General features: G+C 68.6%; 21 protein-coding genes. 5 read left to right on the plus strand and 16 right to left on the minus strand.

Going from position 1 to position 23,383, the window contains the following annotated elements:
• Window positions 1-173: 173 nt before the first annotated feature.
• The 6 genes from aceB to OG817_RS33850 are packed head-to-tail and all read right to left on the minus strand — an operon-like array spanning window position 174 to window position 8,324.
• Window positions 174-1,739: a malate synthase A gene (gene aceB, locus OG817_RS33825; RefSeq protein ID WP_406048827.1), complete on the minus strand. Its 1,566-nt coding sequence runs from the start codon at window positions 1,737-1,739 to the stop codon at window positions 174-176.
• Window positions 1,740-1,743: 4 nt separating this feature from the next.
• Entirely contained in the window at window positions 1,744-3,798 is a 2,055-nt protein-coding gene (locus OG817_RS33830; protein WP_406048828.1) for an alpha-amylase family protein, read from the minus strand.
• Window positions 3,795-5,258, minus strand: a complete 1,464-nt coding sequence (locus OG817_RS33835) for a hypothetical protein (RefSeq protein WP_406048829.1) — start codon at window positions 5,256-5,258, stop codon at window positions 3,795-3,797. Before OG817_RS33835 ends, OG817_RS33830 begins: the two co-directional genes overlap by 4 nt.
• The gene (locus tag OG817_RS33840) at window positions 5,255-6,070 is read right to left on the minus strand and encodes a carbohydrate ABC transporter permease (RefSeq protein WP_131511058.1); all 816 of its coding nucleotides are present in this window, start codon (window positions 6,068-6,070) and stop codon (window positions 5,255-5,257) included. Before OG817_RS33840 ends, OG817_RS33835 begins: the two co-directional genes overlap by 4 nt.
• Window positions 6,067-7,014: a carbohydrate ABC transporter permease gene (locus OG817_RS33845; protein ID WP_406048830.1), complete on the minus strand. Its 948-nt coding sequence runs from the start codon at window positions 7,012-7,014 to the stop codon at window positions 6,067-6,069. The genes OG817_RS33840 and OG817_RS33845 overlap by 4 nt, the downstream gene beginning before the upstream one ends.
• Before the next feature lie 5 nt (window positions 7,015-7,019).
• Window positions 7,020-8,324 carry an ABC transporter substrate-binding protein gene (locus OG817_RS33850; RefSeq protein ID WP_406048832.1) on the minus strand — a complete coding sequence of 435 codons (1,305 nt, stop codon included), beginning with the start codon at window positions 8,322-8,324 and terminating at the stop codon, window positions 7,020-7,022.
• A 135-nt stretch (window positions 8,325-8,459) separates the two neighbouring features.
• Between OG817_RS33850 and OG817_RS33855 the strand changes: the two genes are divergently transcribed.
• Window positions 8,460-9,473, plus strand: a complete 1,014-nt coding sequence (locus OG817_RS33855; protein WP_406048834.1) for a LacI family DNA-binding transcriptional regulator — start codon at window positions 8,460-8,462, stop codon at window positions 9,471-9,473.
• Here the strand turns inward: OG817_RS33855 and OG817_RS33860 are convergent.
• Together OG817_RS33860 and OG817_RS33865 are read right to left on the minus strand one after the other, a co-directional pair.
• Window positions 9,466-10,323, minus strand: coding sequence for an LLM class F420-dependent oxidoreductase (locus tag OG817_RS33860; protein WP_396391173.1), 858 nt, complete (start codon window positions 10,321-10,323; stop codon window positions 9,466-9,468). The two genes, OG817_RS33855 and OG817_RS33860, sit on opposite strands and share 8 nt — an antisense overlap.
• A complete protein-coding gene (locus OG817_RS33865; RefSeq protein ID WP_396391172.1) occupies window positions 10,320-10,883 on the minus strand; it encodes a TetR/AcrR family transcriptional regulator in 564 nt (187 codons plus the stop codon). Before OG817_RS33865 ends, OG817_RS33860 begins: the two co-directional genes overlap by 4 nt.
• Before the next feature lie 382 nt (window positions 10,884-11,265).
• Here OG817_RS33865 and OG817_RS33870 point away from each other — a divergent pair, with 382 nt between their 5' ends.
• The gene (locus tag OG817_RS33870) at window positions 11,266-12,327 is read left to right on the plus strand and encodes a glycosyltransferase family 2 protein (protein ID WP_406048836.1); all 1,062 of its coding nucleotides are present in this window, start codon (window positions 11,266-11,268) and stop codon (window positions 12,325-12,327) included.
• Complete coding sequence (locus tag OG817_RS33875; protein ID WP_406057566.1) at window positions 12,311-13,477, plus strand: hypothetical protein; 1,167 nt, start codon at window positions 12,311-12,313, stop codon at window positions 13,475-13,477. Before OG817_RS33870 ends, OG817_RS33875 begins: the two co-directional genes overlap by 17 nt.
• Here the strand turns inward: OG817_RS33875 and OG817_RS33880 are convergent.
• Complete coding sequence (locus OG817_RS33880; RefSeq protein WP_406048838.1) at window positions 13,448-14,017, minus strand: TIGR03086 family metal-binding protein; 570 nt, start codon at window positions 14,015-14,017, stop codon at window positions 13,448-13,450. The genes OG817_RS33875 and OG817_RS33880 overlap by 30 nt on opposite strands.
• A 75-nt stretch (window positions 14,018-14,092) precedes the next feature.
• On the opposite strand from OG817_RS33880, the gene OG817_RS33885 reads away from it, so the two are divergent.
• Together OG817_RS33885 and OG817_RS33890 are read left to right on the plus strand one after the other, a co-directional pair.
• Complete coding sequence (locus tag OG817_RS33885; protein WP_360455567.1) at window positions 14,093-15,046, plus strand: aldo/keto reductase; 954 nt, start codon at window positions 14,093-14,095, stop codon at window positions 15,044-15,046.
• The gene (locus OG817_RS33890) at window positions 15,043-15,387 is read left to right on the plus strand and encodes a YciI family protein (protein WP_131361628.1); all 345 of its coding nucleotides are present in this window, start codon (window positions 15,043-15,045) and stop codon (window positions 15,385-15,387) included. The genes OG817_RS33885 and OG817_RS33890 overlap by 4 nt, the downstream gene beginning before the upstream one ends.
• Here OG817_RS33890 and OG817_RS33895 read toward each other — a convergent pair.
• The 7 genes from OG817_RS33895 to OG817_RS33925 are packed head-to-tail and all read right to left on the minus strand — an operon-like array spanning window position 15,376 to window position 23,263.
• Entirely contained in the window at window positions 15,376-15,813 is a 438-nt protein-coding gene (locus tag OG817_RS33895) for a GNAT family N-acetyltransferase (RefSeq protein ID WP_406048841.1), read from the minus strand. The two genes, OG817_RS33890 and OG817_RS33895, sit on opposite strands and share 12 nt — an antisense overlap.
• A 41-nt stretch (window positions 15,814-15,854) precedes the next feature.
• Window positions 15,855-16,151: an antibiotic biosynthesis monooxygenase gene (locus OG817_RS33900; protein ID WP_406048842.1), complete on the minus strand. Its 297-nt coding sequence runs from the start codon at window positions 16,149-16,151 to the stop codon at window positions 15,855-15,857.
• Window positions 16,152-16,163: 12 nt separating this feature from the next.
• Window positions 16,164-17,312, minus strand: coding sequence for a VWA domain-containing protein (locus OG817_RS33905; protein ID WP_406048844.1), 1,149 nt, complete (start codon window positions 17,310-17,312; stop codon window positions 16,164-16,166).
• Window positions 17,309-19,489, minus strand: a complete 2,181-nt coding sequence (locus OG817_RS33910; RefSeq protein ID WP_406048846.1) for a DUF5682 family protein — start codon at window positions 19,487-19,489, stop codon at window positions 17,309-17,311. The genes OG817_RS33905 and OG817_RS33910 overlap by 4 nt, the downstream gene beginning before the upstream one ends.
• Complete coding sequence (locus OG817_RS33915) at window positions 19,486-20,568, minus strand: AAA family ATPase (RefSeq protein ID WP_406048847.1); 1,083 nt, start codon at window positions 20,566-20,568, stop codon at window positions 19,486-19,488. The genes OG817_RS33910 and OG817_RS33915 overlap by 4 nt, the downstream gene beginning before the upstream one ends.
• Complete coding sequence (locus OG817_RS33920) at window positions 20,565-21,968, minus strand: DUF5691 domain-containing protein (protein ID WP_406048848.1); 1,404 nt, start codon at window positions 21,966-21,968, stop codon at window positions 20,565-20,567. Before OG817_RS33920 ends, OG817_RS33915 begins: the two co-directional genes overlap by 4 nt.
• The gene (locus OG817_RS33925; protein ID WP_406048849.1) at window positions 21,965-23,263 is read right to left on the minus strand and encodes an SWIM zinc finger family protein; all 1,299 of its coding nucleotides are present in this window, start codon (window positions 23,261-23,263) and stop codon (window positions 21,965-21,967) included. Before OG817_RS33925 ends, OG817_RS33920 begins: the two co-directional genes overlap by 4 nt.
• Window positions 23,264-23,383: the final 120 nt, after the last annotated feature.

A 23,383-nucleotide genomic window follows, 5' to 3' on the forward strand; every position in this document is an offset into this window, starting at 1 on the left:
GTACGCGTTTGGGGAGTGCAGCCCGCCGGATCCGATCAGCTGCACTCCCCAAACCCATCACTCCCGCCGCCCCGGAGCCCACCGTCTCCTGGGTTGACCCACGAGAGTGTGGGTTAGCCCATCGCCTGCGGTTGGCCAACCCACACTTTGATGGGTGAACCCATCTCGGCGGCTCAGTCGAAGCGCTCGTAGGCGGGGATGGTCAGGAAGTCGACGTAGTCCTCGGAGTTGGCGACCTCGAGGAACAACGCTCGCGCGGACTGGTAGCGCAGGTACTGGTCGAGTTTCAGGATCTCCTCGTCGGCGATCCGCTCGACCAACTCGGTCGTGACGATCTCCCCGGTGTCGAGTACGACGCCGTTGAGGCGCCACTGCCAGATCTGGGACCGGGAGATCTCGGCCGTCGCCGCGTCCTCCATCAGGTTGAAGATCCCGACCGCGCCGGTCCCTTCCAGCCACGCGGCCAGGTACTGGATCGCGACGCTGATGTTGTTCCGCAGCCCGGCCTCGGTCACCTCACCGGGCGTCGACGCGACGTCGAGCAACTGTTCGGCCGTCACCTGGACGTCCTCGCGGAGCTTGCCCAGCTGGTTCGGCGACGAGCCGAGCACCGAGTCGAAGACGGACCGGCACGTCTCGACCATCCCGGGGTGCGCGACCCACGAACCGTCGAACCCGTCGCCGGCCTCGCGCGTCTTGTCCGCCTCGACCTTCGCGAACGCCTGCTCGTTCACCGCCGGGTCCTTGCTCGGGATGAACGCCGCCATCCCGCCGATCGCGTGCGCGCCGCGCTTGTGACAGGTCCGCACCAGCAGCTCGGTGTAGGCCCGCATGAACGGGACCGTCATCGTGACGGTGTTGCGGTCCGGCAACTGGAAGTCGGCGCCCCGGGTCCGGTGCGTCTTGATCACGCTGAACATGTAGTCCCAGCGTCCCGCGTTCAGGCCGGCCGAGTGCTCGCGCAGCTCGTAGAGGATCTCCTCCATCTCGAACGCGGCCGGGTACGTCTCGATCAGCACGGTGGCCCGGATCGTCCCGCGCGGGATGCCGAGCTCCTCCTGCGCCGTCACGAACACGTCGTTCCAGAGCCGCGCCTCCAGGTGCGACTCCATCTTCGGCAGGTAGAAGTACGGTCCCTGGCCGCGATCGATCTGCAGCTGCCCGGAGGCGGCGAGGTAGAGCGCGAAGTCCACCAGCGCCCCCGACGTCCGCTCGCCGTCGACCAGGAGGTGCTTCTCCGGCAGGTGCCAGCCCCGCGGCCGGACGACGATGGTGGCCAGTTCGTCGTCCGGCTTCAGGGCGTAGCTCTTGGCGTCGGTGCTGAAGTCGATCGTGCGGGTGATCGCGTCGAGCAGGTTCAGCTGGCCGCCGACCACGTTGTCCCAGGTCGGCGTGTTCGCGTCCTCCTGGTCGGCCAGCCAGACCTTGGCGCCCGAGTTCAGGGCGTTGATCGTCATCTTCCGGTCGGTCGGCCCGGTGATCTCCACCCGCCGGTCGACCAGCCCCGGCGCGGCCGCGGCGACCCGCCAGTCCAGGTCGTCCCGGATGTCCTTGGTCTCCGCCAGGAATCCCAGCGATCCGCCGGCGGCGATCTCGGCGACCCGCTCCCGGCGACGGTCGAGCAGCTCGCGCCGCCGCCCGTCGTACTCGCGGTGCAACCGCTCGATCAGGCCGAGCGCCCGCTCGGTCAGGATCTCGTCGTACCGCGCGCGCCGTGCACCGATGACCTCGACTGCCACGAACTCACTCCCTCTCAGTCACAACCACGACCTCGTGATCGGCGATCCTCGCCACCTCGACCGTAATCCAGCCGTCCTCGGTCTTCACCTCCGCCTCCCCGCCCGCGACCAGGAAGCGGGCGTGGTCGCCGGTCCCCCGGATCCGGACGGTGAACGGCCCGGCCGGAGTGAGCTCCTCCAGCCGCCCACGCCACGCGCCACCCTGATCGAGATTGACCAGGTGCAGCACGAGTGCACCGTCCTGCCGGTAGACCTGGCAGTCGAGTACGCCGGCTCCCTCCACCTGGAGTGGGATGTCGTCCCGGGCGGCCCACCGGACCAGATTCGCCAGCAACCGACCGTGGTCCGGGTGGTGGTACTGCGCGTACATCCGGTCGAGATCCGCCGCCAGGTACGCCGTCTGCTCGCCGAGCACCACCACGGGTACGTCGGTCCGCGGCTCCGACATCCACGACTTCTCCGGTGGATAGATCGGGAACGGCGGCACGTACGTCACCGCCGCTCCGGATGCCGCGACCACCTCCAACTGCCCGCCGAACGGCAGTACGTCGGTGTCGTCGAAGCCGTCCGCGATCACCCGGTCCTCGATCCGCAGGTACGTGTGTGCGGCGTACGTCTCCCAGTCGACCTTGCCTGCCTCGAGCGTCTTGCCCTCGTGATGGACGCCGAGCAGGTCGGCCAGCGCGAAGTCGTCGCGCCGATCGCCCCACTCGTCGTACAGGCTCGACTCACCGGTGACCACGAGCCGCCCGCCACCATCGACGTACTCGCGCAGCGCCACGCACTGCTCATCGGTCAGCACCCCGACATTCGGTACGACGATCACCGCGAACCGCTGGTCGGCCTCGTGCACCGGCAGGTACGGGATCCGCGCCCGGACCAGTGCGTCGACCCAGCCGCGGTACGGCAACCAGCTGGTGGTCTCCGGATCGGCCTTGCCGTGGAAGTCCACGCTCCGCTGACTCCACAGCAGCCCGACCGTGGCGACCGGTTCGCGGTTCACCAGGTACCGATCGTTCTCCTCGTGCCAGCCGAACAGCGGCTCGGCGGTCGCGTACTGCCGCCGGTCCTCATGCACCGAACCGATGTGGTGCCACCACGGCTGGATGCCGCCGGCGAATCCCTCGACCGCCCACATCCGGGCCTCCGGCGCGGGCTTGCTCCCGAGCCGGAACGTCGGCGTGCCCGCGTCGTACATGGCGGTGCTCTCCGGGATCAGCGTGTCCCAGCCGAGCAGGCCGTGCAGCCGCTTGCCGCTGTCGGAGTTGGCCTGGAAGCCGGACTCGTCGTGCCGCCATTGCGAGTCGAGCATGAAGATCGAGGCGCGCTTGCAGATCTCCACGTCGTCCCGCAGCCGCTTGCTCTGGGCAACAACCTCGCCGCCGTTCATGCCGATCCACAGGCAGTCCGGACCGCCGGCGCGGCGGGTCACCTCGTTGTTCAGGTCCCACACCGCCAGCCGCCGGTCGTAACTCCACCGGATCCACTGCCGGTAGACCGGGTCGGCCCAGTCCACGCCGGTGGGGAGGTCCTGGCCGAAGCTGTCCCGGCAGTTCGGGCAGTAGCAGATCGTGTCCCGGCCGAGACCGCTCCAGCTGTTGTCGGTGATCCCCTCCGGCGCGGTCCGTTCGATGATCTCCTCGAGGATCCCGGTGAGGAACTCCCGGTAGTACGGGCCGGTGACGCAGGCGACGTACAGCTTCCCGGCCCGGTGGGGGTTGCCGTCGGCATCGACCGCGAACCAGTCCGGATGGGCGTCGTACAAGGGCTGGTGGGCCCGGTTGGAGTCCATCCGGGCCAGCACGGTCAGCCCGTCCTCCTTGGCCAGCTCGACGATCTCGCCGTACAGGTCGCGATCGCCGAGGAACTCGGCCCGGTGCTGCAGCTCGAACTTGCTCGGGTAGTACGCGACGATCCCGCCCGCGTTGACGATCACGCCCTGCACCCGGGTACGACGCCAGTGCTCGCGCCACCAGTCGGCGTCGTACCGGGCCGGGTCCTTCTCGGTCAGGTTCGTCTGCGCCCAGCGCAACGTGCGCTGGTACCAAGGCACCGTCACTTGAGACTCCGGATCGCGTCGCCGGCGCCGGACACGTTCTCCAACAGCATCTCGGAGTACTTGCGACTCAGTACGACGCCCTCCGCGCCTCCCTCGAACGCGGCCAGGGTCGCGTCCCGCACGGACTCGCGGGTGCACGCGGTCAGCTCGCCCTCGTTGTCGTCCCAGTTGATCTTGGTGCCGACGTCACGCGGCTTCTCCAGCCCGCGCTGCTTGGCGACGCCCACCGGGATGTCGATGTCGATGCCCGGGTAGATCTTGCTCTGGCCACCGACTCCGGCGACGGCCCGCTCGGTCTCGCGCCGCACGTAGTCCGCGGTGAAGCCTGTCTGCGGCAGCTTCTCGTACGCGCCCTCGTCGAGCTGCAGCAGCTTCATCATCAACGGATAGACGTCCTCGGGCTCGGCGTCGGCGAACAGCGAGCCGCAGATGCTCTTCACCCAGGTGAAGAACCGCGGGCCTGCGCAGTTGTTGTAGATGACGACCTTGATGAAGTCGGAGAACTTCGCCATCTCGGTGTAGTCCTGGTCGGCCCGGTAGAACGGGCTGAACGAGATGTTGTGGTAGACGTGCCAGCCGACCTGTACCTCGGGCGAGATCGCCTTGGCGACGCCGAAGATGTCGCGGTACAGCTGCCGCTGGCTCTCGGTCCACAAGTTCTGCCAGGACAGCACTTCGGGGAAGTTCAGCAGGATCCGCCAGAACGTGACGAACGCGCCGTCGACCGGACGCTCGCCGGCACCGACCCGCTGGTTCCACTCGACCAGCTCGCGATAGCCGCGCATCGCGCGGGCGACATCGATCCCGCGGTCGCGGGCGATCTGCTGGCAGTGCCGGCAGAAGCAGCCGATCTCGGCCACCTCGACGGTGCCCTGCATCAGCATGTTCAGCGGGCCGGGCCGCTCCGAGCACCAGGCCAGACCGTCGAGCTCGTAGCTCTGCACGTAGTCCTCGACGAACCCGAGGTGCCAGTTGCGGTAGTCCGGGTTGTTGAAGCACGGCCGGCGGCCCGGACGGCCCCACGCGTCCACCTCGAGCACCTTGGCGAAGTTCGGGTAGGTCCGCAGTTCGCGGGCGCCACCGCTCTCCTCCATCCAGGCGAACGACTTGATCCCGCGCTCACGGGCCTTCGGGATGACCTCGCCGAGCAGGTCGAGCTCGGGATGCTCGGGCGCCCGGCCGACCGAGCCGAGCGCGGTGTTGGCGTAGTACTGCGGATGCGGCGTCGCGTAGTTGCCGCCGACCCAGCCGAGGTCGTACTCGGAGACGCCGTGGTCGGGAATCGGGTGCCCGGGGATCTGGCGCCCGCCGGTGCCCCGGGTCCAGGTCGGTGTGGCCAGGAAGAGCGCGTTGACCGCGCCCCGGTCGGCCAGGATGTCGAGTGTCTGGTCGACGCCTTCGTCGACGAACGAAACCGCTCCGATCTGCATGGCAACGAGCCGCTCCGGCACGGTGCTCACCCCTTCATTCCTGTCATCGTGATGCCCTGGATGAAATAGCGCTGCGCAAAGAGGAAGACGACGATGACGGGGACCACCGAGACGGTCGCCCCGCACATCAGCAGACTGATCTGGGTGAAGTACTCGCCCTGGAACTGGGCCAGCGCCACCGGCAGCGTCTGCAGGTTCTCGGAATTGATGTAGATCAGCGGACCGAACAGGTCGTTCCACGACTCGAGGAAGGTGAACACCCCGATCGCGGCCAGCGCCGGCTTGGTCTGCGGCAGCATGATCCGCCAGTAGATGCCGAACGTGGACGCCCCGTCGATCTTGCCCGCGTCCTCGAGTTCCTGCGGGATGGTCAGGAAAGACTGCCGCATCAGGAACGTCGCGAACACCGGTGTGAGCACCTTCGGCACCCACAGCGGGTACTGCGTGTCCACCCAGCCGATCTGGCGGAACACGATGTACTGCGGGATCAGGTAGGCGATGCCCGGGATGATCGAGGTGGCCAGCAGCACCATGAACGCCGCGTCCCGGCCGGCGAACCTCAACCGCGCGAACGCGTAGCCCGCCATCGACGCGACGATCAGGATGCCGACCACGTTCAGCCCGGCCAGCTTGACGCTGTTCCAGAGGAACACCGGGATCAGCTCGAAGACCTGCCGGTAGTTGTCCCACTGCGCGTCGGTGGGCAGGAACTGCGGCGGCACCGACAGCACCTTCGCCTCCGGCCGCAGCGACGCGCTGACCATCCAGACCAACGGCGCCAGGAAGATCACCGCGAACAGCGACATCACGACGTACTGCGAGGTCTTGCTCACCAGTCTCATGAGTAGAACACCCACCTCTTCTGGAACTTCCACTGCAGGAACGTGACGGCCGCGATCACCGCGAAGAGGATCCACGCCATCGCGGAGGCGTAGCCGACCTTCCCGAAGCCGAACGCGTTCTGGTAGATGTTGAAGATGTAGACGCTGGTGGCGTGGCCGGGCCCGCCCTTGGTCATCACGTAGATCAGGCCGAACACCTGGAACGACGTGATGAACTGCGTGATCAGCAGGAACAGGAAGTGCGGCGTCAGCAGCGGCAGCGTGATGAACCGCAGCCGCTGGAACGCTCCGGCGCCGTCGATCTTCGCGGATTCGAAGTACTCCGCCGGCAGACCCTGCAGCCCCGCGAGCAGGATGATCATCGGGTACCCGATGCCTTGCCAGACGCTGACCATGATCACCGCCGGCATCGCCCAGGTGGAGCTCGACAACCACTGCGGCCCGGGGATGCCGATCTGGTCGAGCAGCCCGTTCACCACGCCGTTGTCCGGCTGGAAGAACCAGAACCAGACGAACCCGATCGCCACGACGTTCGTCACGTACGGCGCGAAGTACGCCGTCCGGAAGAACGCGACGCCGCGGATCGGCCGGGCACACAGCAGTGCCAGCACCAGGCCGATCCCGATCGTGAGCGGAATGCTCGCCAGCGTGAAGTAGATCGTGTTCTTGAACGTCTGGATGAACAGCGGGTCGTTGCCGAACAACTCGGTGAAGTTGCGGAACCCGACGAACTTCGGCGCCGAGATGCCGTTCCAGTCGGTCAGCGAGGCCCCGATCGAGACCAGGATCGGGAAGAACTGGAAGGCCACCACTCCGACCACGATCGGACTGATGAACAACCACCCGACCAGGTTCGCCTTCCGGCGGGCCCGGCGGATCTCGGGCTGGTGATTCGGTATCGGGGCCTCGGCCACCGGGGTCCTTGTTGGTGTTGTCGTTGCCATCGACATCAACCCTTCAAGGCGTTCTCCACCTGTGGTTTGATCTGACTCAGCACGTCGCCGACCGGCTTCTCACAGTTGTAGGCCTGATCCAGCGCGGGCCGGTACAGTTCGCGGGCGCCGAGCGTGTTCTTGGTCTGGTTGGTCGCGGCCAGATGCTTGGCCGCCTCGGCGAACAGCCCGATGTGCGCGGGCATCTTCCCGTTCGGCGCCAGTTGGGCCGCGGCCTTGTTGTTGATCGGCGTGAAGGCGCCGCCCTGCAGCAAGGTCTTCCCGCCTTCCTCACTGGCCAGGTACTTGAGCAGCTCCCACGCCTGGTCCGGGTTCTTCGCCTTCTTCGGGATGCAGAACACGATCACGCTGGACTCGGTCTTCTGCTCGACGTCGGCCGGCGGTGCGGCGACATCCCAGGTGAAGTCCTTGACCGTGGTCCGCAGGTACGGCACGGTGCCGAAGGTCGCGAACATCATCGCGAGCTTGCCCTGCGCGAACATCTGCGTCTCCGCGTTGTCCTGCTGCAGCGCGGACCACGGCGGCTGCACCTTGTCCTTGCAGGTCAGATCCGTTGCCCACTGCAACGCTTCGACCTCCTTGGCGTCCGGCAGGGTGAACTTCGTCCCGTCGGGGGAGAAGATGCCGGTCTGGCTGCCGTGGTTGACCGTGAACGTCTGCTCGTAGCCGGTGTCCAGATAGACCAGAGCGCCGTACTGCTTCTTGGCCGGGTCGGTGAGTTTCTTCGCCCGGTCGGCGAAATCGGCCCAGGTCCAGCCGTCCGGCGACCAGGTCGTCGGCGGCAGGGGTACGCCGGCCTGCTTGAAGAGATCGGCGTTGTAGAAGATCAGCCGGGGTTCGTAGCCGAGCACCCAGGCGGTGTGCGAACCGTCCGGCTGCTTCGGGAACTCGTACGTCTCCTTGGCGAACGCCGACGTGTCGAGTTTGTCCTTCTCGATGTACGGGTTGAGGTCCAGCAGCGCTCCCTGGGTGGAGAAGCCGCGGACGAAGTCGTCGTTGATCCGCATCACGTCCGGCGGGCTGCCACCCGCGATCAGCGTGCGCATCTTGGTGTCGTACTCCGTGGTCACCGCGGGCTGGATGGTGACCTTGGTCCCCGACTCCTTCTCGAAGGCCTGGATGGCCTGCTCGAGCGGATTGCCCTTGACCTGCTCCCAGTTCAGGAAGGTCAGGCCGTTCTTGCCTCCACCACCACCTGCGTTGCCGTTGCCACCACAGCCGGCGAGTACCCCACCGGCAGCGAGTCCCGTCAGTCCGGCGAGAAACCTGCGGCGGCTCAGGTTGGAGAGTTGTGTCTGCACCGGAATCTCCCATCCACTAGGGATGAATACGTATACAATTGAATACGTATACACAGTGCTGAACCAGAGGTCAACGGCGAGTGGCGACACTCTTGAGTAGGGTTCAGCATTTGGACTACGAGGGGAGGCGGAGTCATGGCGAGACCACCGACGAGCAGGGATCTGGCCCGGCTGGCGGGGGTGTCCCAGGCGACGGTTTCACGGGTGCTGACCAACAATCCGAAGGTCAACCCGGAGACCAGGGCCCGGGTGCTGCAGGTGCTGAAGGACGCGAACTACACGCCGAACGCGTTGGCCCGCGCGATGAAGACCGGGCGGACCGACACGATCGGCGTCTTCATGACCCGGGTGACCAGCCCGTTCCATGCCGAGCTGCTGGACGAGATCGGCCGGGTGCTCAGCTCGGTCGGACTGCACATGATCTTGTGGAACATCGAGCACGACCCCGAGGAGACGATCGCCGACGTCCTGCACCAGCGCCTGGTCGACGGCTTCCTGCTCACGTCGGCGACGTACGACTCGAAGCTGCACACGATGGCACTCGCCTCGGGGACACCGACCGTGCTGCTGCATCGCGGCATCGACGGCCTCGACTGTGACCAAGTGGTCGGCGACAACTGGCAGGGCGCGTACGACGCCGGCCGGTACCTGGTCGAGGCCGGCCACACCGACATCGGTCTGGTCACCCTGACCCACACCGGGAACACGTCGCGGGATCGCGACCTCGGCTTCCGCGCCGCGCTCACCGACGCGGGAGTCAAGATCAAGCCCAGCAACGTCGTCTCGGTCGGGGTTCCGCATGCGGACGGTCACGCGGCCGCGCGACAACTGCTGTCGATGCGGAGGCCGCCGACCGCGATCTACACCGTCACCGACCTGCTCGCGTTCGGCATCCTGGACGGCGCGCGGGCGGTCGGCGCCAAGGTGCCCGACGACGTCTGGCTGATCGGCTTCGACAACACCGAACTCGCCGCCTGGGAGTCGTTCGACCTGACCTCGGTCGAGCAGCCGGTGCATGCGATCGTCCAGACCGGCATCGACCTGCTCCGCGGCCGGATCGCCGACCCGGACCGGCCGACCGAGATCGTCAGCCTGCCGTGCCCACTGGTGATCCGCGGCTCGACCGCGAACACTCCCTGGGCTAGCTGAGTCTCGGCAGGACGTCGCGCAGGACCTCGGCGTGGTCCTCGGGCTTCGACAGGCCCATGTTCATCGTGTTGACGGTCAGGTGGGTCGCACCGAGCTCACGCCAACTGTCGACGTACGTCCGCCAGTCCTGCTCGGGCACGTTGCCGAGCGTGAGCCTGGCCTCGAAGCCGATCTGCGCGGGATCACGACCTGCCTCCACAGCCGCTGTCCGGATCGTCTCCAACTGCGCCCGCGCTGTGTCGTCAGGCGGGCCTTGCGGCATCCACCCGTCACCGATCCGCCCAGTGCGACGCAGTACGGCGTCCGCACCGCCGCCGAACCAGATCGGGATCTGCCGGCGCGGCAGCGGGTTGAGCCCCGCTTCCACGATCTGGTGGAACTTCCCGTCGTACGAGATGACGGGCTCGGACCACAGCTTGCGCAGTACGTCGACCTGCTCCTCGAGCAGGGCGCCGCGCTGCTTGAACGGCACACCGAGAGCTTGGTACTCGACCTGGTTCCAGCCGATGCCGACGCCGAGCCGCAACCGGCCGCCGCTCAAGACGTCCACCTCGGCCGCCTGCTTCGCGGCCAACGCGGTCTGGCGTTGCGGGAGCACCAGTACGCCGACGACGAGCTCGAGCTCGGTGGTGATCGCCGCGAAGTACCCGAACAGCACGAAAACCTCATGGAACAAGGACTTGTCGGTGTAGCCGGTCCAGCCCGGCCTGTTCGCCGGATCCGCGCCGAGCACATGGTCGTAGGCGAGCACGTGGCTGTACCCGGCCCGCTCCACCGTCGTCACCCAGTCGCGCACCACCGTCGGGTCCGCACCGATCTCGAGCTGAGGGAACACCGCACCGATCTTCACTTCGTACCCTCCGGCAACAGGTTGATCAAACCCTTCACCGCCAGCTCGAACGGCTCCACGGAACCCGCCGCCCGGGCCAGCACATAACCACCCTGCAGTACGGCGGCGATGGTAGCCGCCGTCTGCTCGGGGTCCAGTGAGCCAGGGTACTCGCCGTTGCGCTTGCCCTCAGCAACAACCTCGGCGAGCCGGGCGCGCAGCCAGGTGAACGTCTCGTCGATCGGTGCGCGCAGCTCAGGGTCGGCCATCACGTCCGGGTCCGAGGTCAACCGTCCGATCCGGCACCCCCGCAGTACCTCCCGATCCCGCTCCAGGTACCCAGTGATCCGCTCGGTCGCCGTACCGCTGCCGCTGAACTGGTCCTCGGCGGCTTCCCGCAGCTCAGCCCCCGACCGCTCGATCGCCGCGCGCGCCAACTGAGCCTTCCCGGTGAAGTGGTGATACATACTCCCCTGCCCCGCATCAGCCGCCCGCTGAATCGCCTTGGGACTCGTCCCCACGTACCCCCGCTCCCACAACAGCTCCTGAGTACTGCGAATCAACCGCTCCACCGTCTCCACCCCAAAACTGTACCTCCAGGTACAGCTGGCCGACGTCGCGCGAGTCGTGGATTTGAGTCCTCGAACCCGACTTTCCGCAACACCGATCCACGACTCGACGCACCCAGGACCCAAGCCATGCGTACACACCGTAGTGGTGGCACGGTCATACGTTTGGCTGATTCTGGGGTTGGTGGAGCGCAAGGACGAGTAGAACAGGGCCACGGTGCTCGCGCCGATCACACTCTCCGTGACACCGGTTCGCGGGAGCCGCCGGAGGCGGCCGATGCGCGCTGCCGCCGCGCAGCGGTGTCCTTTGCGGCTGAGCTGAGTGAGTCTGGGGGGTACTTCACACGCCGACTGGATGGTGGTGGGTTGGTGTGGACCGATAGTCTCAGGCGCCATGACCACCAGCGTCGCCATTGCGGTTATCACCTTCAGGCGACCCGCTCTGTTGCATGCGCTGCTGACCAGCCTGCAGGCCCAGGAACTTCCGGAGGAATCCGACTACGGGATTCGGATCGTGGTGGTCGACAACGACGCCGACGGGTCGGCGGCCCGGGTGCTCGAGGAGTTCGGCGAGGGGACGCCGTACCCGATCGAGTCGGTGGTGGAGCCAGAGCCGGGGATCCCGTTCGCGCGGGAGCGGTCGGTGGAGTTGTGCTGGAACGACGACGCGCTGATCTTCGTGGACGACGACGAGGTCGCGCCGCCCGGGTGGCTGGCGTCGCTCCTGCGCGCCTGGGAGGCCACTGGCGCCGACGTGGTCACCGGTCCGGTCAAGGGCAACCTCCCGGACGGCGCACCGCCGTGGAACAACTTCAGCGACGTACACGACTCGACAGGCCGGCACGCGACCGGTGAGGAACTGCGGAAGGCGTACACGAACAACACGCTGGTCAGCCGGCGGGTCTACCACACGGTGACGCCCGGCTTCCATCCCGCGTTCCGCTACAGCGGCTCCAGCGACCTGCATTTCTTCCTCCGGGTGCACCGGGCAGGCTTCCGCATCGTCTGGTGCGAGGAGGCGGTGATCTCCGAGGAGGTGCCCGCCGGCCGGACCACTCTGAGCTGGCTGGTACGCCGTGCGTTCCGGTCCGGCAGCGGCGACACGATCAGCCGGTTGCTGATCCGCCCGGGTGCGATCAGCTATGGGCTGGTGCTGGCCTATGCTTCGGCCCGGGTGATCTCGGCGGTCGGGTTCGCCCTCACCGGGCTCCTGCTCGGCCGGAGGACGCACCTGCTGAAGGCGGTCCGCCGGTTCTTCTCAGGGGTCGGCAGTCTCGCGGGCATAGTGGGGATCAACCATGACGAGTACCGGGAACGACACGGCGCCGGGCGTGGGCCCGACGGTGGCGGGCCTGTGCCGGGCGATCTGGCAGGTGGAGCGGGATCTGAGTCTGCTCGAGTGGCGGATCAAGAGCGCGCACCCGTGGCCGATCATCCGGATGCGTGTCTTCCATGAGCTGACCGGCCGCAGCGGCATCCACGGAGCACCTCATCCGGTACGGCGCTCGTCGTACGACAAGGCACGCCTCGTCGGCAGGCACGTCACCGGACTGGTCACGCGCAGCCCGTTCGTCGGCCACTACGACTCGCTCGTCGTACCGCACCCGCGGAAACCGAACGGTGTCGAGATCTACACCGAGGAACTGCGAGCAGCGCTCGGCCCGTCGGCGCTGATCCTCGACTCCGGCATCAACGGAACGCCCCTGCCCGGCAGCCGGAACCTCGACTTCTTCACCTCCGCGGCGGGGGCGCTGCACGGGCGATCCGCCGACGACCGCGGAATCAGCGAAGCGCTCCGCGACCTGACAGGCATCTCAGTTCCGATCGGCGCTCTCGTGGCCCGCGAGGTGCCCAAACATCTGCGACTGCGGGCCCTCTATCGCGCCCTGCTGCGGCGGCACCGGATCAAGACCGTGTACGTCGTGGTCGGCTACTTCCACCAGCACATCGTCGGCGCCGCGCGGGATCTCGGAATCCGGGTGGTCGAGCTGCAGCACGGCGCGATCAGCCCGTTCCACCTCGGCTACAGCTACCCCGGCCGGCCGGTGGTCGCCGATCAGCCGGACGAGCTCTGGTGCTTCGGGTCGTACTGGACCACCGTCGCCGACCTCCCGGCCGGTATGAGGACGGAGGTCGTCGGAACGTCGTACCTGCCGCGTGCGACGGAGAAGAATCCGCACCGGGTCGTGTTCCTGTCGCAGGGCACGGTCGGTGCCGAGCTGCTGCATGTGGCCGAGTCCGTCGCGAAGGAGCATCCGGAGCTGGAGGTGCTGTTCCGGCCGCACCCCAGTGAGCACGCGTCGGACTACACCGTCCCGGCCGGCGTGCGGTTGTCGACCGGTGGGAGCACCTTGGACCTGCTGGCCTCCGCGACGTACCAGGTCGGCGTGTCGACGACGGCGCTGTTCGAGGGTATGGCGCTCGGTTGCCGGACTGCCGTGGCGGACCTGCCGGGGCACGAGTATCTCGAGCCGGCTGTCGCGCAGGGACACGCACTGCTCATGTCGCACCCCAGACAGCTCCTCAGCGCGCCCCTGTGCGCCACGCCAGAGGTCTACTACGCCCCGAGCGACCTGCTACGGCTGACGGCCGATCAGACCCAGTAGACGGTCCTGGAGCGGCGCGTCCACAGAGACCTCGACCTCGGGACCGAAGACCTCGATCCCCTCCCCGAACGCGCCGGGCGTACGGAACTGCTCCATCACCTCGGCCGGGATGGCCGCCGTACTGGCCCAGATCCGCTCCACATCGACGGGATCCATCGTCTCGTCCTGACCGGTGGCCCGGGCCAGGTCCCAGCCGTGCAGGACCAGGTCGTCGGAGATCACCTCGTCGACGTGCCGCTCCGCGGTCATCCGTCCGCTCGGGGTGTCGGTCTCGGTCAGCGCGAGCACCGGGTCCTCCAGGACGTCCTCGATCGCCGCCCGCGCCTCCTGGAACGCCGTCAACGGGTCGTCGGACGGCTTGAGCTTGCGAGCGACCGGTATCAGCATCACCCCGTGCATCGTGACGATGTGGTCGACCACGTCCTTGGCCGTCCAGAGCTCGCACGGCGACGGGTTGTCCCACTGTTCCGGCCGTACTGCCGCGACCTTCCGCTCGAACGCCTCGGCGCGCCGCCGGTACCGCTCCGCGATCTCATCCATCTCCGCATGGTGCCGTGCGGACCGGCCGCGGGGAAGACCCGGTTTCTGTCGGCGGCAACTCCTAGGGTCGTCGGCATGCGGAGTGTGGAGCTGGGGCGGACGGGGCTGACGGTGAGCAGGCTGGGGCTGGGGCTGGCCTCCATCGGCGGGATGTTCGCCGCGGTTCCGGAGTCGCAGGCGATCGCGACCATCGACTGCGCGTGGAAGCTCGGTGTCCGGCTCTTCGACACCGCACCTGTGTACGGCTACGGCGTCTCGGAGCAGCGGGCCGGGCTCGCGCTGCGCGGGCGGCCGCGGGACGACTTCGTGCTCTGCAGCAAGGTGGGCCGGCTGATCGAGCCCGGCGGGCCGGACATCCAGCCGATCTGGGCGGACCCGCCGCCGGGCCTCGGTCCACGGCTGGACTATTCGTACGGCGCGGTGATGCGGTCGTTCGAGGCGAGTCTGAAGCGGATGGGCATCGACCGGATCGACGTCCTGCACATCCACGATCCCGACCTCGACTACCTGACCGCGTCGACCGAGGCGCTGCGGGCGCTGGCCGAGCTGCGTGGGCGCGGCACGATCCGCGCGATCTCGCTCGGTGTGAACCACGCGGACGTCGCGGCCCGGTTCCTCAGCGAGACTGGTGCGGACGGACCCGATTGCATCCTGCTGGCAGGGCGGTACACGCTGCTCGACCAGTCCGGGGCCGACGAGTTACTACCGCTCTGCGAGAAGTACGGCGTGAGTGTGCTCGCGGCCGGCGTGTTCCAGGGCGGCGTACTGGCTGACACCGCGGACGGCGCACCACACGGGTACGCCCGAGTGCCACCTGCGTTGCTGGAGCGGATCGCCCGGCTCCGGGAGCTGTGCCGTGAGTACGACGTACCGCTGCTGGCCGCTGCGGTCCAGTTCCCACTCACGCATCCCGCCGTACCGGCGGTGGTGGTCGGAGCGCGGAGCCCGCGGGAGATCACCGAGGTCGCCGGGTGGATGGACCACGAGATCCCGCCGGCGTTCTGGACGGCACTAAGGTCTGCCGTATGAGGTACATGCTGCTTCACAAGACCAACGACAACCTCGAGGCCGGGAACCCGCCGGACCCGGAGATGCTGGCCCGGGCGGACGCGGTTCTCGAGGAGATGCGCCAGGCCGGCGTGCTGCTCGTCGCCGAGGGGCTGATGCCGAGCGCCCGCGGTGCCCGGGTGACGTTCCCCCGCCCCGGCGAGCCGCGCGTCATGGACGGACCGTTCACCGAGACCAAGGAGCTCGTCGCCGGGGTATCGATCATCCGCGTCGACTCCAAGCAGGAGGCCGTCCAGTGGGCCCTCCGCTTCGCCGAGGCCGACCCGAACACCCCGATCGACATCCTCGAACTAGCTGGCTAGCTTCATGTGCAGGATCGGGTACGGCTTGTTGGTCGTGTCGCGCTCGCTCCGGGACACCGTTCGGAACCCGTGATGCTCGTAGAACCCGACGGCCTGCGGGTTCTGCTCGTTCACGTCGACCGCGGTAGCGGCGAACTCACGGAAGGCGTGCGCGAGCAGCAGACTCCCGCCGCCCTGCCCTCGGTACGCCGGATCCAGGAACAGCATCTCGACGTTCCCTTCGGCGACGCCGATGAAGCCGATCAGCAACCCGTCGTCGGCGCGGAGACCGGCCAACTGCGGGATCTCCCCGAACGACGCACGTACCAACGGCCGGAACACGTCCAGATCCGCCTCGGTGACGAAGTCATGCGTCGCCCGCACCGACGCCTCCCACAACTCCGCCGCCCGGTCGTACTCGTGAGGCGGAATCTCCGTGATCTCCATGCCGCCCACGGTCGCACCCGCTCCGCCCACTGTCAGGCGGATTACGGCTCGTCGACGGCGAGCGTGCCCTCCTCGGCGGTGACCAGCGAGTCGATCGCGGCGAAGAACCGGGCGATGCCGGGAAGGTTCCCGCCCTTGTCGCGCGACGCGGCGAAGTCCTCCGGGCTCGCCCACTCGACGATGTCGAGCCACTCGTTGTCCGGGAGCTGCACGAGGCGGGCGCCGAGGAACCCGGCGCGATCGGAGGTGAAGTCCGCCAGCATGTCGGCGCGGGCGGCGAGCAGTTCCGCGGTCTTCTCGGGCAGCACCCGGAAGCGGGTCAGCTCGACAGTCGTCATAAAGCATTCCTTTCAGGACAGGTTGGTGGCGGCCCACGTCGTGATGTCTTCGTGGCGGATGGCGGCGGCCATCAGGTCGGGGAAGCGGTCCGGGGTGCAGGCGAAGGTCGGGATGCCGAGGGCCGTCAGCGCGGCCGCGTTCTCCGGGTCGTACGACGGCGTACCGGAGTCGGCCAACGCCAGCAGGGCGATCACCTGGACACCAGACTCCGTCAGGGTGCGGGCGCGACGGAGCATCTCCTCGCGGACGCCGCCCTCGTACAGGTCCGAGATCAGCACCAGTACGGTCTCGGCCGGCTTGGTGACCAGCTCCTCGCAGTAGGCGAGCGCGCGGTTGATGTCCGTCCCGCCGCCGAGCTGGGTCCCGAACAGTACGTCGACCGGATCATCGAGCTGATCGGTCAGGTCGACCACGGCGGTGTCGAAGACAACGAGGCTGGTCCGCAGCGTGCGGATCGACCCGAGCACCGCGCCGAACAGCGACGCGTACACCACCGACTCCGCCATCGAGCCCGACTGGTCGATCGCGAGGACGATGTCGCGCTGGACACTGTGGTTGCGTCGCGCGTACCCGACCAGCCGGTCCGGCACGATCGTGCCGAGCGCCGGCGAGAAGTGCTTGAGGTTCGCGCGGATGGTCCTGTCCCAGTCGATGTCCGAATGCCGCGGCCGGCCGGTCCGCCCGGCCCGATCCAGGGCACCGGTGACCGCCGCCCGGGTGCGCTCGGCCAAGCGCGCCTCCAACTCGGCGACCACCCGGCCGACGACCTCGCGCGCGGTCTGCTTGGTCTCCTCCGGCATCACCTCGTTGAGCGCCAGCAGCGTGCTGACCAGGTGCACGTCCGGCTCGACCGCCCCGAGCAGTTCGGGCTCCATCAACATCCGGGTGATGCCGAGCCGCTCGACCGCGTCCCGCTGCATGACCTGTACGACGGTGCTCGGGAAGTACTGCCGGATGTCCCCCAGCCAGCGCGCGACCCGCGGCGCCGACGAACCGAGCCCGGCCGTCCGCCCGGGCCCCTGCTCTCCGGGCTCCGCGTCGTACAGTGCGGCGAGCGCCGCATCGACGGACCGGTCCTGCGTGGACAGCGTCGTACCTGTCTCCGGCTCGGCGTCACTGCCCAGCACGAGCCGCCAGCGACGCATTCTCTCGTCGCTCATGAGACCCCCAGCAGCTGCGCCACAACGGGCAGCACGGACGCGGCCAGCTCGGTGTCCAGATCGTTGTCGTCAGCAACAACTAGCGCGGCCGGGTCGGCCAGCGCCCGCGCCCGCGTCCCGATCGACCGCCGCTCCGGCGACGCGAAGGTCCCGAAGGTACGGCGAAGCAGTGGGAGCACCTCGACGAACGCGTCGTCCGGGATCGCGCCCAGCCACGCATCCACCAACGCCAGCAACCGTTCGTCGTGCACCAGCAGCAGGCCGCCACCCGCGAGGAATCCCTCGACGTACCCGGCCGCACCGGCGGTCGGCGTACCCGGGGACAGCGCCCGCCCCAGCCGCAACGCGACCTCTTGATCCGGCAGCCGCGACGTGTCCAGCATCAGCCGAGTCAGCCGCCCACGGATCAGCGGCGGCACCGAGTTCCGGTCGCTCAACCCCTCCAAGGTGTTCAGCCACTCCGACCGCACATCCTCGGCCAGCAAGGCGGTTGCGTCCTGAACACCGTCGATCAACTCCTGCACGGCAGCAGCCGCATCGGGATCAAGACCATGAACGGTCCGCCCGAGCCCGGCGCAGATCCGCGACACCATCCGCCCCGCGACAGAGGCCAACCCGGCCGTGTCGGTCCCGCGGACGTCGCCGTACCGCGAAGAACGTGCCAGCGCGGGCAGCGCGGCCATCAGGTGTCCGACATCGGCGTCGGCCGCCGCGCGAGTGTCGACTCCGCGCAGCAACTCGGGAAGCGCGTCCTCGAGGTCGGCCAGCAGGGACTTCTCCAAGGCCGCGGTGACATCGGCCAGCGTCGACGCATCGCCGGCCACGCGCAGCATCACGGTGGTCGCGGCACCGATCACCGTCGTACCGTGCGCGCCCGCTGCGACCAGCTCGACCTCGAGCCCGGGATCCCAGGTCAACCGCCACATTTCGCGGAACGTGCCCTGCGCGCGCCGCTCATCGGTTGCCGGAACACCCCAGTGCACGCCGAGAATCCGCAAGCGGTGCAGAAGTCGCGACTTGTCCAGATCGTTCGGCTTCCGCAGGTCGAGCTCGATCACCCGCTCGGTCGCGTCCCGCTTCATCCGCAACCGCCGCGCCTGCGCGGCAAGGTCCGCCGCCACCGGCGCCTGCGGCGTCTCCACCGGCACCGACCCCAGCAACTCACCGACCACGGCTTCGCGCGTGACCAGATCAAGCAGTACGTCGTTCCCACCGCACAGGACTGCCCGCGTCGCCTCGGTGACCTCGCTCAACCCGGCCAGCGGACGTCCGCGCAAGGCCGCCAGGGTGTCAGCGAGCCGGACAGCCTCGATCACGTGGGCGCTGGAAACAGGGAGGTCCTCGTCCCGCAGTACGCGAGCGACCTTCGACAGCCAGCGGGTGGTGATCTGGTCAGGCGCGGTGAACAGGTGGTGGTACCAACCGGGTGAGGTGATGCCCGCGCCGTATCCGCTCGCCGCCGCCAACCGGCCATGCGTCCACGGCACCCAGGTGCACGCGACCTTCCGCTTCGGCAGACCCTTCAGGATCCGCTGATCGTGCGTTGCCGGAGGCAACGGAATCTCGAGCGCGGGCACGTGCCAGGCGCCGCAGACGACGGCGATCCGTTCGTGCCCCTCGCGCAGGGCCTTGCGCAGCACGGTCCGCATGTACGCCTCGCGCTGTGCCTCCCGGCCGGTCGCCTCCTCGCCGTGCCGCAACTCGCGCATCGCGTCCGCGATCACCGTGAACGGCTCGGCCCCGTCGCGCCGAGATTCGATCACGTCGTCCCACCAGCGCTCGGGATCGTCGTACCCACCCGCGTTCGCCAACGTGGCCAGCGGATCGATCGACATCGCCCGCCGCCCCTCACCACCGGACGACGCGAACTGCTGCGCGGCGGGCAGGTCGCAGAACCGCACCGGCACACCCGCATCCAGCGCGTACTTGATCGCCTGCCACTCGGGACTGAACACCGCGAACGGCCAGAACGCCGCCCGGGTCGAGTCGTCGACCGCATACGCCAGCAGCGCGACCGGCGGCTCCATCTCCTCCGATGCGGCCAGCTCCACCACCTTGTCGGCCTCCGGCGGTCCCTCGATCAGCACCACATCCGGCTGGATCTCGCCGAGAGCGGTTGCCACCGCCCGCGCCGATCCCGGCCCGTGATGCCGAATCCCGAGCAGATGAACGGTCATCCGTTGATCTCTCGGCAGGCTCGGTAGAACGGGGCCCAGTCATCCCGCTCTCGCACGACGGTCTCGAGGTACTCCGACCAGACGACGCGATCGGCCGACGGGTCCTTGATGACGGCCCCGAGGATGCCGCCGGCCACGTCGGTCGGACGCAGTACGCCGTCCCCGAAGTGCGCGGCCAGCGCAAGACCACCGGTGACGACGCTGATCGCCTCCGCGGTGGACAGGGTGGCCGACGGGGACTTGACCGCGGTCCGGCCGTCCTCGGTCCGGCCCGACCGCAGCTCGCGGAAGATCGTCACCACCCGGCGGATCTCGTCCAGCGCGTCGTCCGGCTGCGGCAACTCCAGCGCCGAACCGAGTTGGGCGACCCTGCGGGAGACGATCTCCACCTCGTCCTCGGCGGAGTCCGGCAGCGGGAGTACGACGGTGTTGAAGCGGCGCCGCAACGCGCTGGACAGTTCGTTGACGCCCTTGTCCCGATCGTTGGCGGTGGCGATCACGTTGAAACCCTTGCGGGCCTGGACTTCCGTGCCCAGCTCGGACACCGGCAGCGTCTTCTCGGACAGGATCGTGATCAGCGCGTCCTGGACGTCGGACGGCATCCGGGTCAGCTCCTCGATCCGGGCGATCTTCGCCTCGGTCATCGCCCGCTGCACCGGACTGGGCACCAGCGCCGCCTCACTGGGGCCTTGGGCAATCAACTGCGCGTAGTTCCAGCCGTAGCGGATCGACTCCTCCGCCGTACCCGCCGTCCCCTGCACGAGCAGGGTCGAGTCTCCGCTGATGGCCGCGGCGAGGTGCTCGCTGACCCACGTCTTCGCCGTCCCCGGTACGCCGAGCAGCAGCAGCGCACGGTCCGTGGCGAGCGTGGCCACCGCGACCTCGATCAGCCGGCGCGGACCGACGTACTTCGGTGAGATCTCCATGTCACCCGCGCGTCCGCCGAGCAGGTAGGTGACCACTGCCGCCGGCGACAGCCGCCAGGCCGGCGGGCGGGCGCGATCGTCCGCGGCTGCCAGTGCGACGAGCTCGTCGGCGTACTCCTCTTCCGCGTGCGGCCGCAGTACTTCAGTGGTCATGACAGCTCCTCGTACATCTCACGTCGGAAGATCAGGGTCTCGACCAGCCGTCGGCGCCAGGTGTCTTCCTCGCCGGTCGGCTCCCGGGTGATCGGATGATTCAGTACGTCGGGCGGCGCGGCGCGGGCCGTGATGCTCGCCAACCGGGCCCACGCCCGCGCGGTGCCCACCTTCGCCAGTTGGTCCAGGATCATGGTCGCGAGCGACGACGGCCACGGCACCGGCAGCCCGCCCACCAGTTCGGCGACATCCACGGTGGTGCGGAGCGCCTCCACGGCCCGCGCCCACTCATCCGGCGGCAGCAACCGCAGCAGCTCCGCCGGACTCCGGCTGCCGGTCGATGCCTCGGATTGCAACAAACTCCGGGCCCATTCGGCCGAACCCTCCCGGATCGCGGCTTCCGTCCAGGCAGCCTGCAGCACCTCAGGCGAACAGCCCTCCACCGGCGTCTGCAACCAGCTGAGATCCATGACGGACAAGGGGGTGTTGGCGACGATCTGCAGGAACCACCACGCGCGCTTGCCGACTCCGTCGGGGTTCTCCGAGGTGATCCCGTCGCGCTCCATCGAGGCGCTCAGCCGCCGCGGCAGGTCGACCGCGATCACACCCTGGCTGACGGTCAGGTGTGACCACATCCGCTCGGCCACGCGTTCGCCGTACTTCGAGCCCGGAACTCGCGCGAGGAGACGGGCCGCAACCCGACGTACCTCCCTGGACCGGTCGTCGAGCGCGGCCTCGAGGAAGTCCTCGTCCTGCTCGGACAATCCCTCCGCGAGCAGACCGAGGAAGTCAGCGCGAGTCGCGGCGGACTCGGTCGGCCAGACCTCGCTCAGCGCCTCCCGTGCCGCGTGCGGATCATGCTGCCGCAGGCCGCGCAACCAGCTACGGCGCTGAATCGCGTTGCCATGCGTCCACAGCTCCGGATCGTTGCTCTCGACAACTGCTGCGTGCAGGAAGCGCCACTCCGGATTCAGATCCGCCAGCCACGCGGCCCGCCGACCTGCAGCGGCGATCACGAGCGGCCGGTACTCCGCTCTGTTGCGGGCATAGTCGGCCAACGCCGGAAGGTGCTCCGGCGGCACGCCCCACCCACGGGCGTCGGCGGCACGCAGCCATTCGCCGAGCGCGGTCGTCTGGAATCCACCAAGCATCGCGGCCAGCCGCCGGATCGCGACCGGCCTCGGCAACGGCCGATCCTCACCTGGTGCCGCAGGCAACGGTTCGAGCTCCTGCAGAGGTTTGCGACCGGCGCGTTTGTAGACGGTCGCGAGCGCGGCCGCGTCGAGCAGTCCACCGTCGCCCAGCCGTTCCTGGATGTGCTCCGGCAACTCCTCGAAGTGCACCGGCCGCCGGTCTGTACCGAGCAACGCCGAGCTGACCAGCCCGTCCCAGCCCTTCACAGGATCACCGGCCGATCGCCGTGCCAGCAGGTCATCGGCCGGAATCCCGCGCGGTTCCACTCGCCGGCGACGGTGACCGGACCGCCGGCCGACACCGCCAGCAGCTTCCAAGGATCCACACCGGGCAAGATCTCCAGTCCGTCCCCCGCGTCGTCCACCAGCGCCCATCCCTCGCCGTACTGGGCCGGACGTACGTCCTGCAGGACCAGCGGCCAGCGTTCGTTCCACGGGTCGGCAGCGACGGATTCGACGTACGACGCCAAGGCCTGGCGGGCCGTGAATCCCGTCGGCTTCGGTGCGGGCAGGCGCGGCGCGGTCTGGGTGAGCAGGGCGCGCATCGGGAGGGCGCCGGGGTAGTAGGACAGGGCGCCCGGGACATATTCACCCGGTCGCGCCGGCAGCGGGTCGAGCGGGCGACCAGCGGCGGCGAACGTCAGGATCAGACCGAGTCGTCCAGTCGTTGCCCCACGCAACCAGACGCGGCGGACCGTGAGCCGGTCGTCGGGCTCGACCACGCGGCCGAGCACGAGCCAGTCGTCCTCGACCTTCTCTCCTTCGACCAGCACGCGGGCCGTCTCGACGGTCCAGCCGATCCGCGACTGCACGGTGTCGGCCAGCGACGGTGGGAGGTCGGCGAGGCGGCCGTGGGCCGAGACGATCAGGTGGATCAGGGACAGCTCCTCGAGCAGCTCACCCGGCCAGCCGTGACCACGGCCGACGACTCCGGCGGCTCGCCGTACCGCTCCTGCGACTCCTGGCGCCTGCGCGTCCACCATGCGCGCGGCGAGTCTGCTCAGCTCGGTGTACGCACGTTGGTCGAATCCGCCCAGCCCCTGCCGGACCTGGTCATCCAGCCAACTCGACAGCTCGGCCATGCCGGCCGACACCCGGTCAGCCCGTCTCGAGGCACGCTGTTGCGCAGCCAGAGGGTCGGCGACCTCACCCGGCTTACGCTCCGGCCGCTCGGCCCTGGCCGCTCGCTGATCCACCCACGAGCTCACCCACTCCGGCTCGTCACCGCCCTGAACCGCCCCGGTCGCCCACAGCAACAGCAACCCGAGCGCATGCTTGCACGGAAACTTCCGGCTAGGACACGAGCACTTGTACGCCGGCCCGCTCGGATCAACCGTGGTCTGGTACGGCGTCTTGCCGCTCCCCTGGCACAGTCCCCATACAGCCCGGTCGGACGCCCCGGTCCCGGACCACTTCTCCGGCCGAGCCTGCGACTGCCCAGCCTTCGCGGACGCAGAATCAGGCGCCAGTCCCAGCACCTGCTCCACGTCCCACGGCCCCACGGCACTCCTCGCTCCCAGGCTTCTCCCGGAAGCATGCCATCCGCACCCGACATCAACCGGGGGTGGTGTGCGCTAAGGACAGGAGGTAGTCGGCTCGGCGAGCCGCTGCGCCGCCTGAGC

The sequence above is a fragment of the Kribbella sp. NBC_00889 genome (assembly GCF_045207705.1).
Taxonomy (GTDB): domain Bacteria; phylum Actinomycetota; class Actinomycetes; order Propionibacteriales; family Kribbellaceae; genus Kribbella.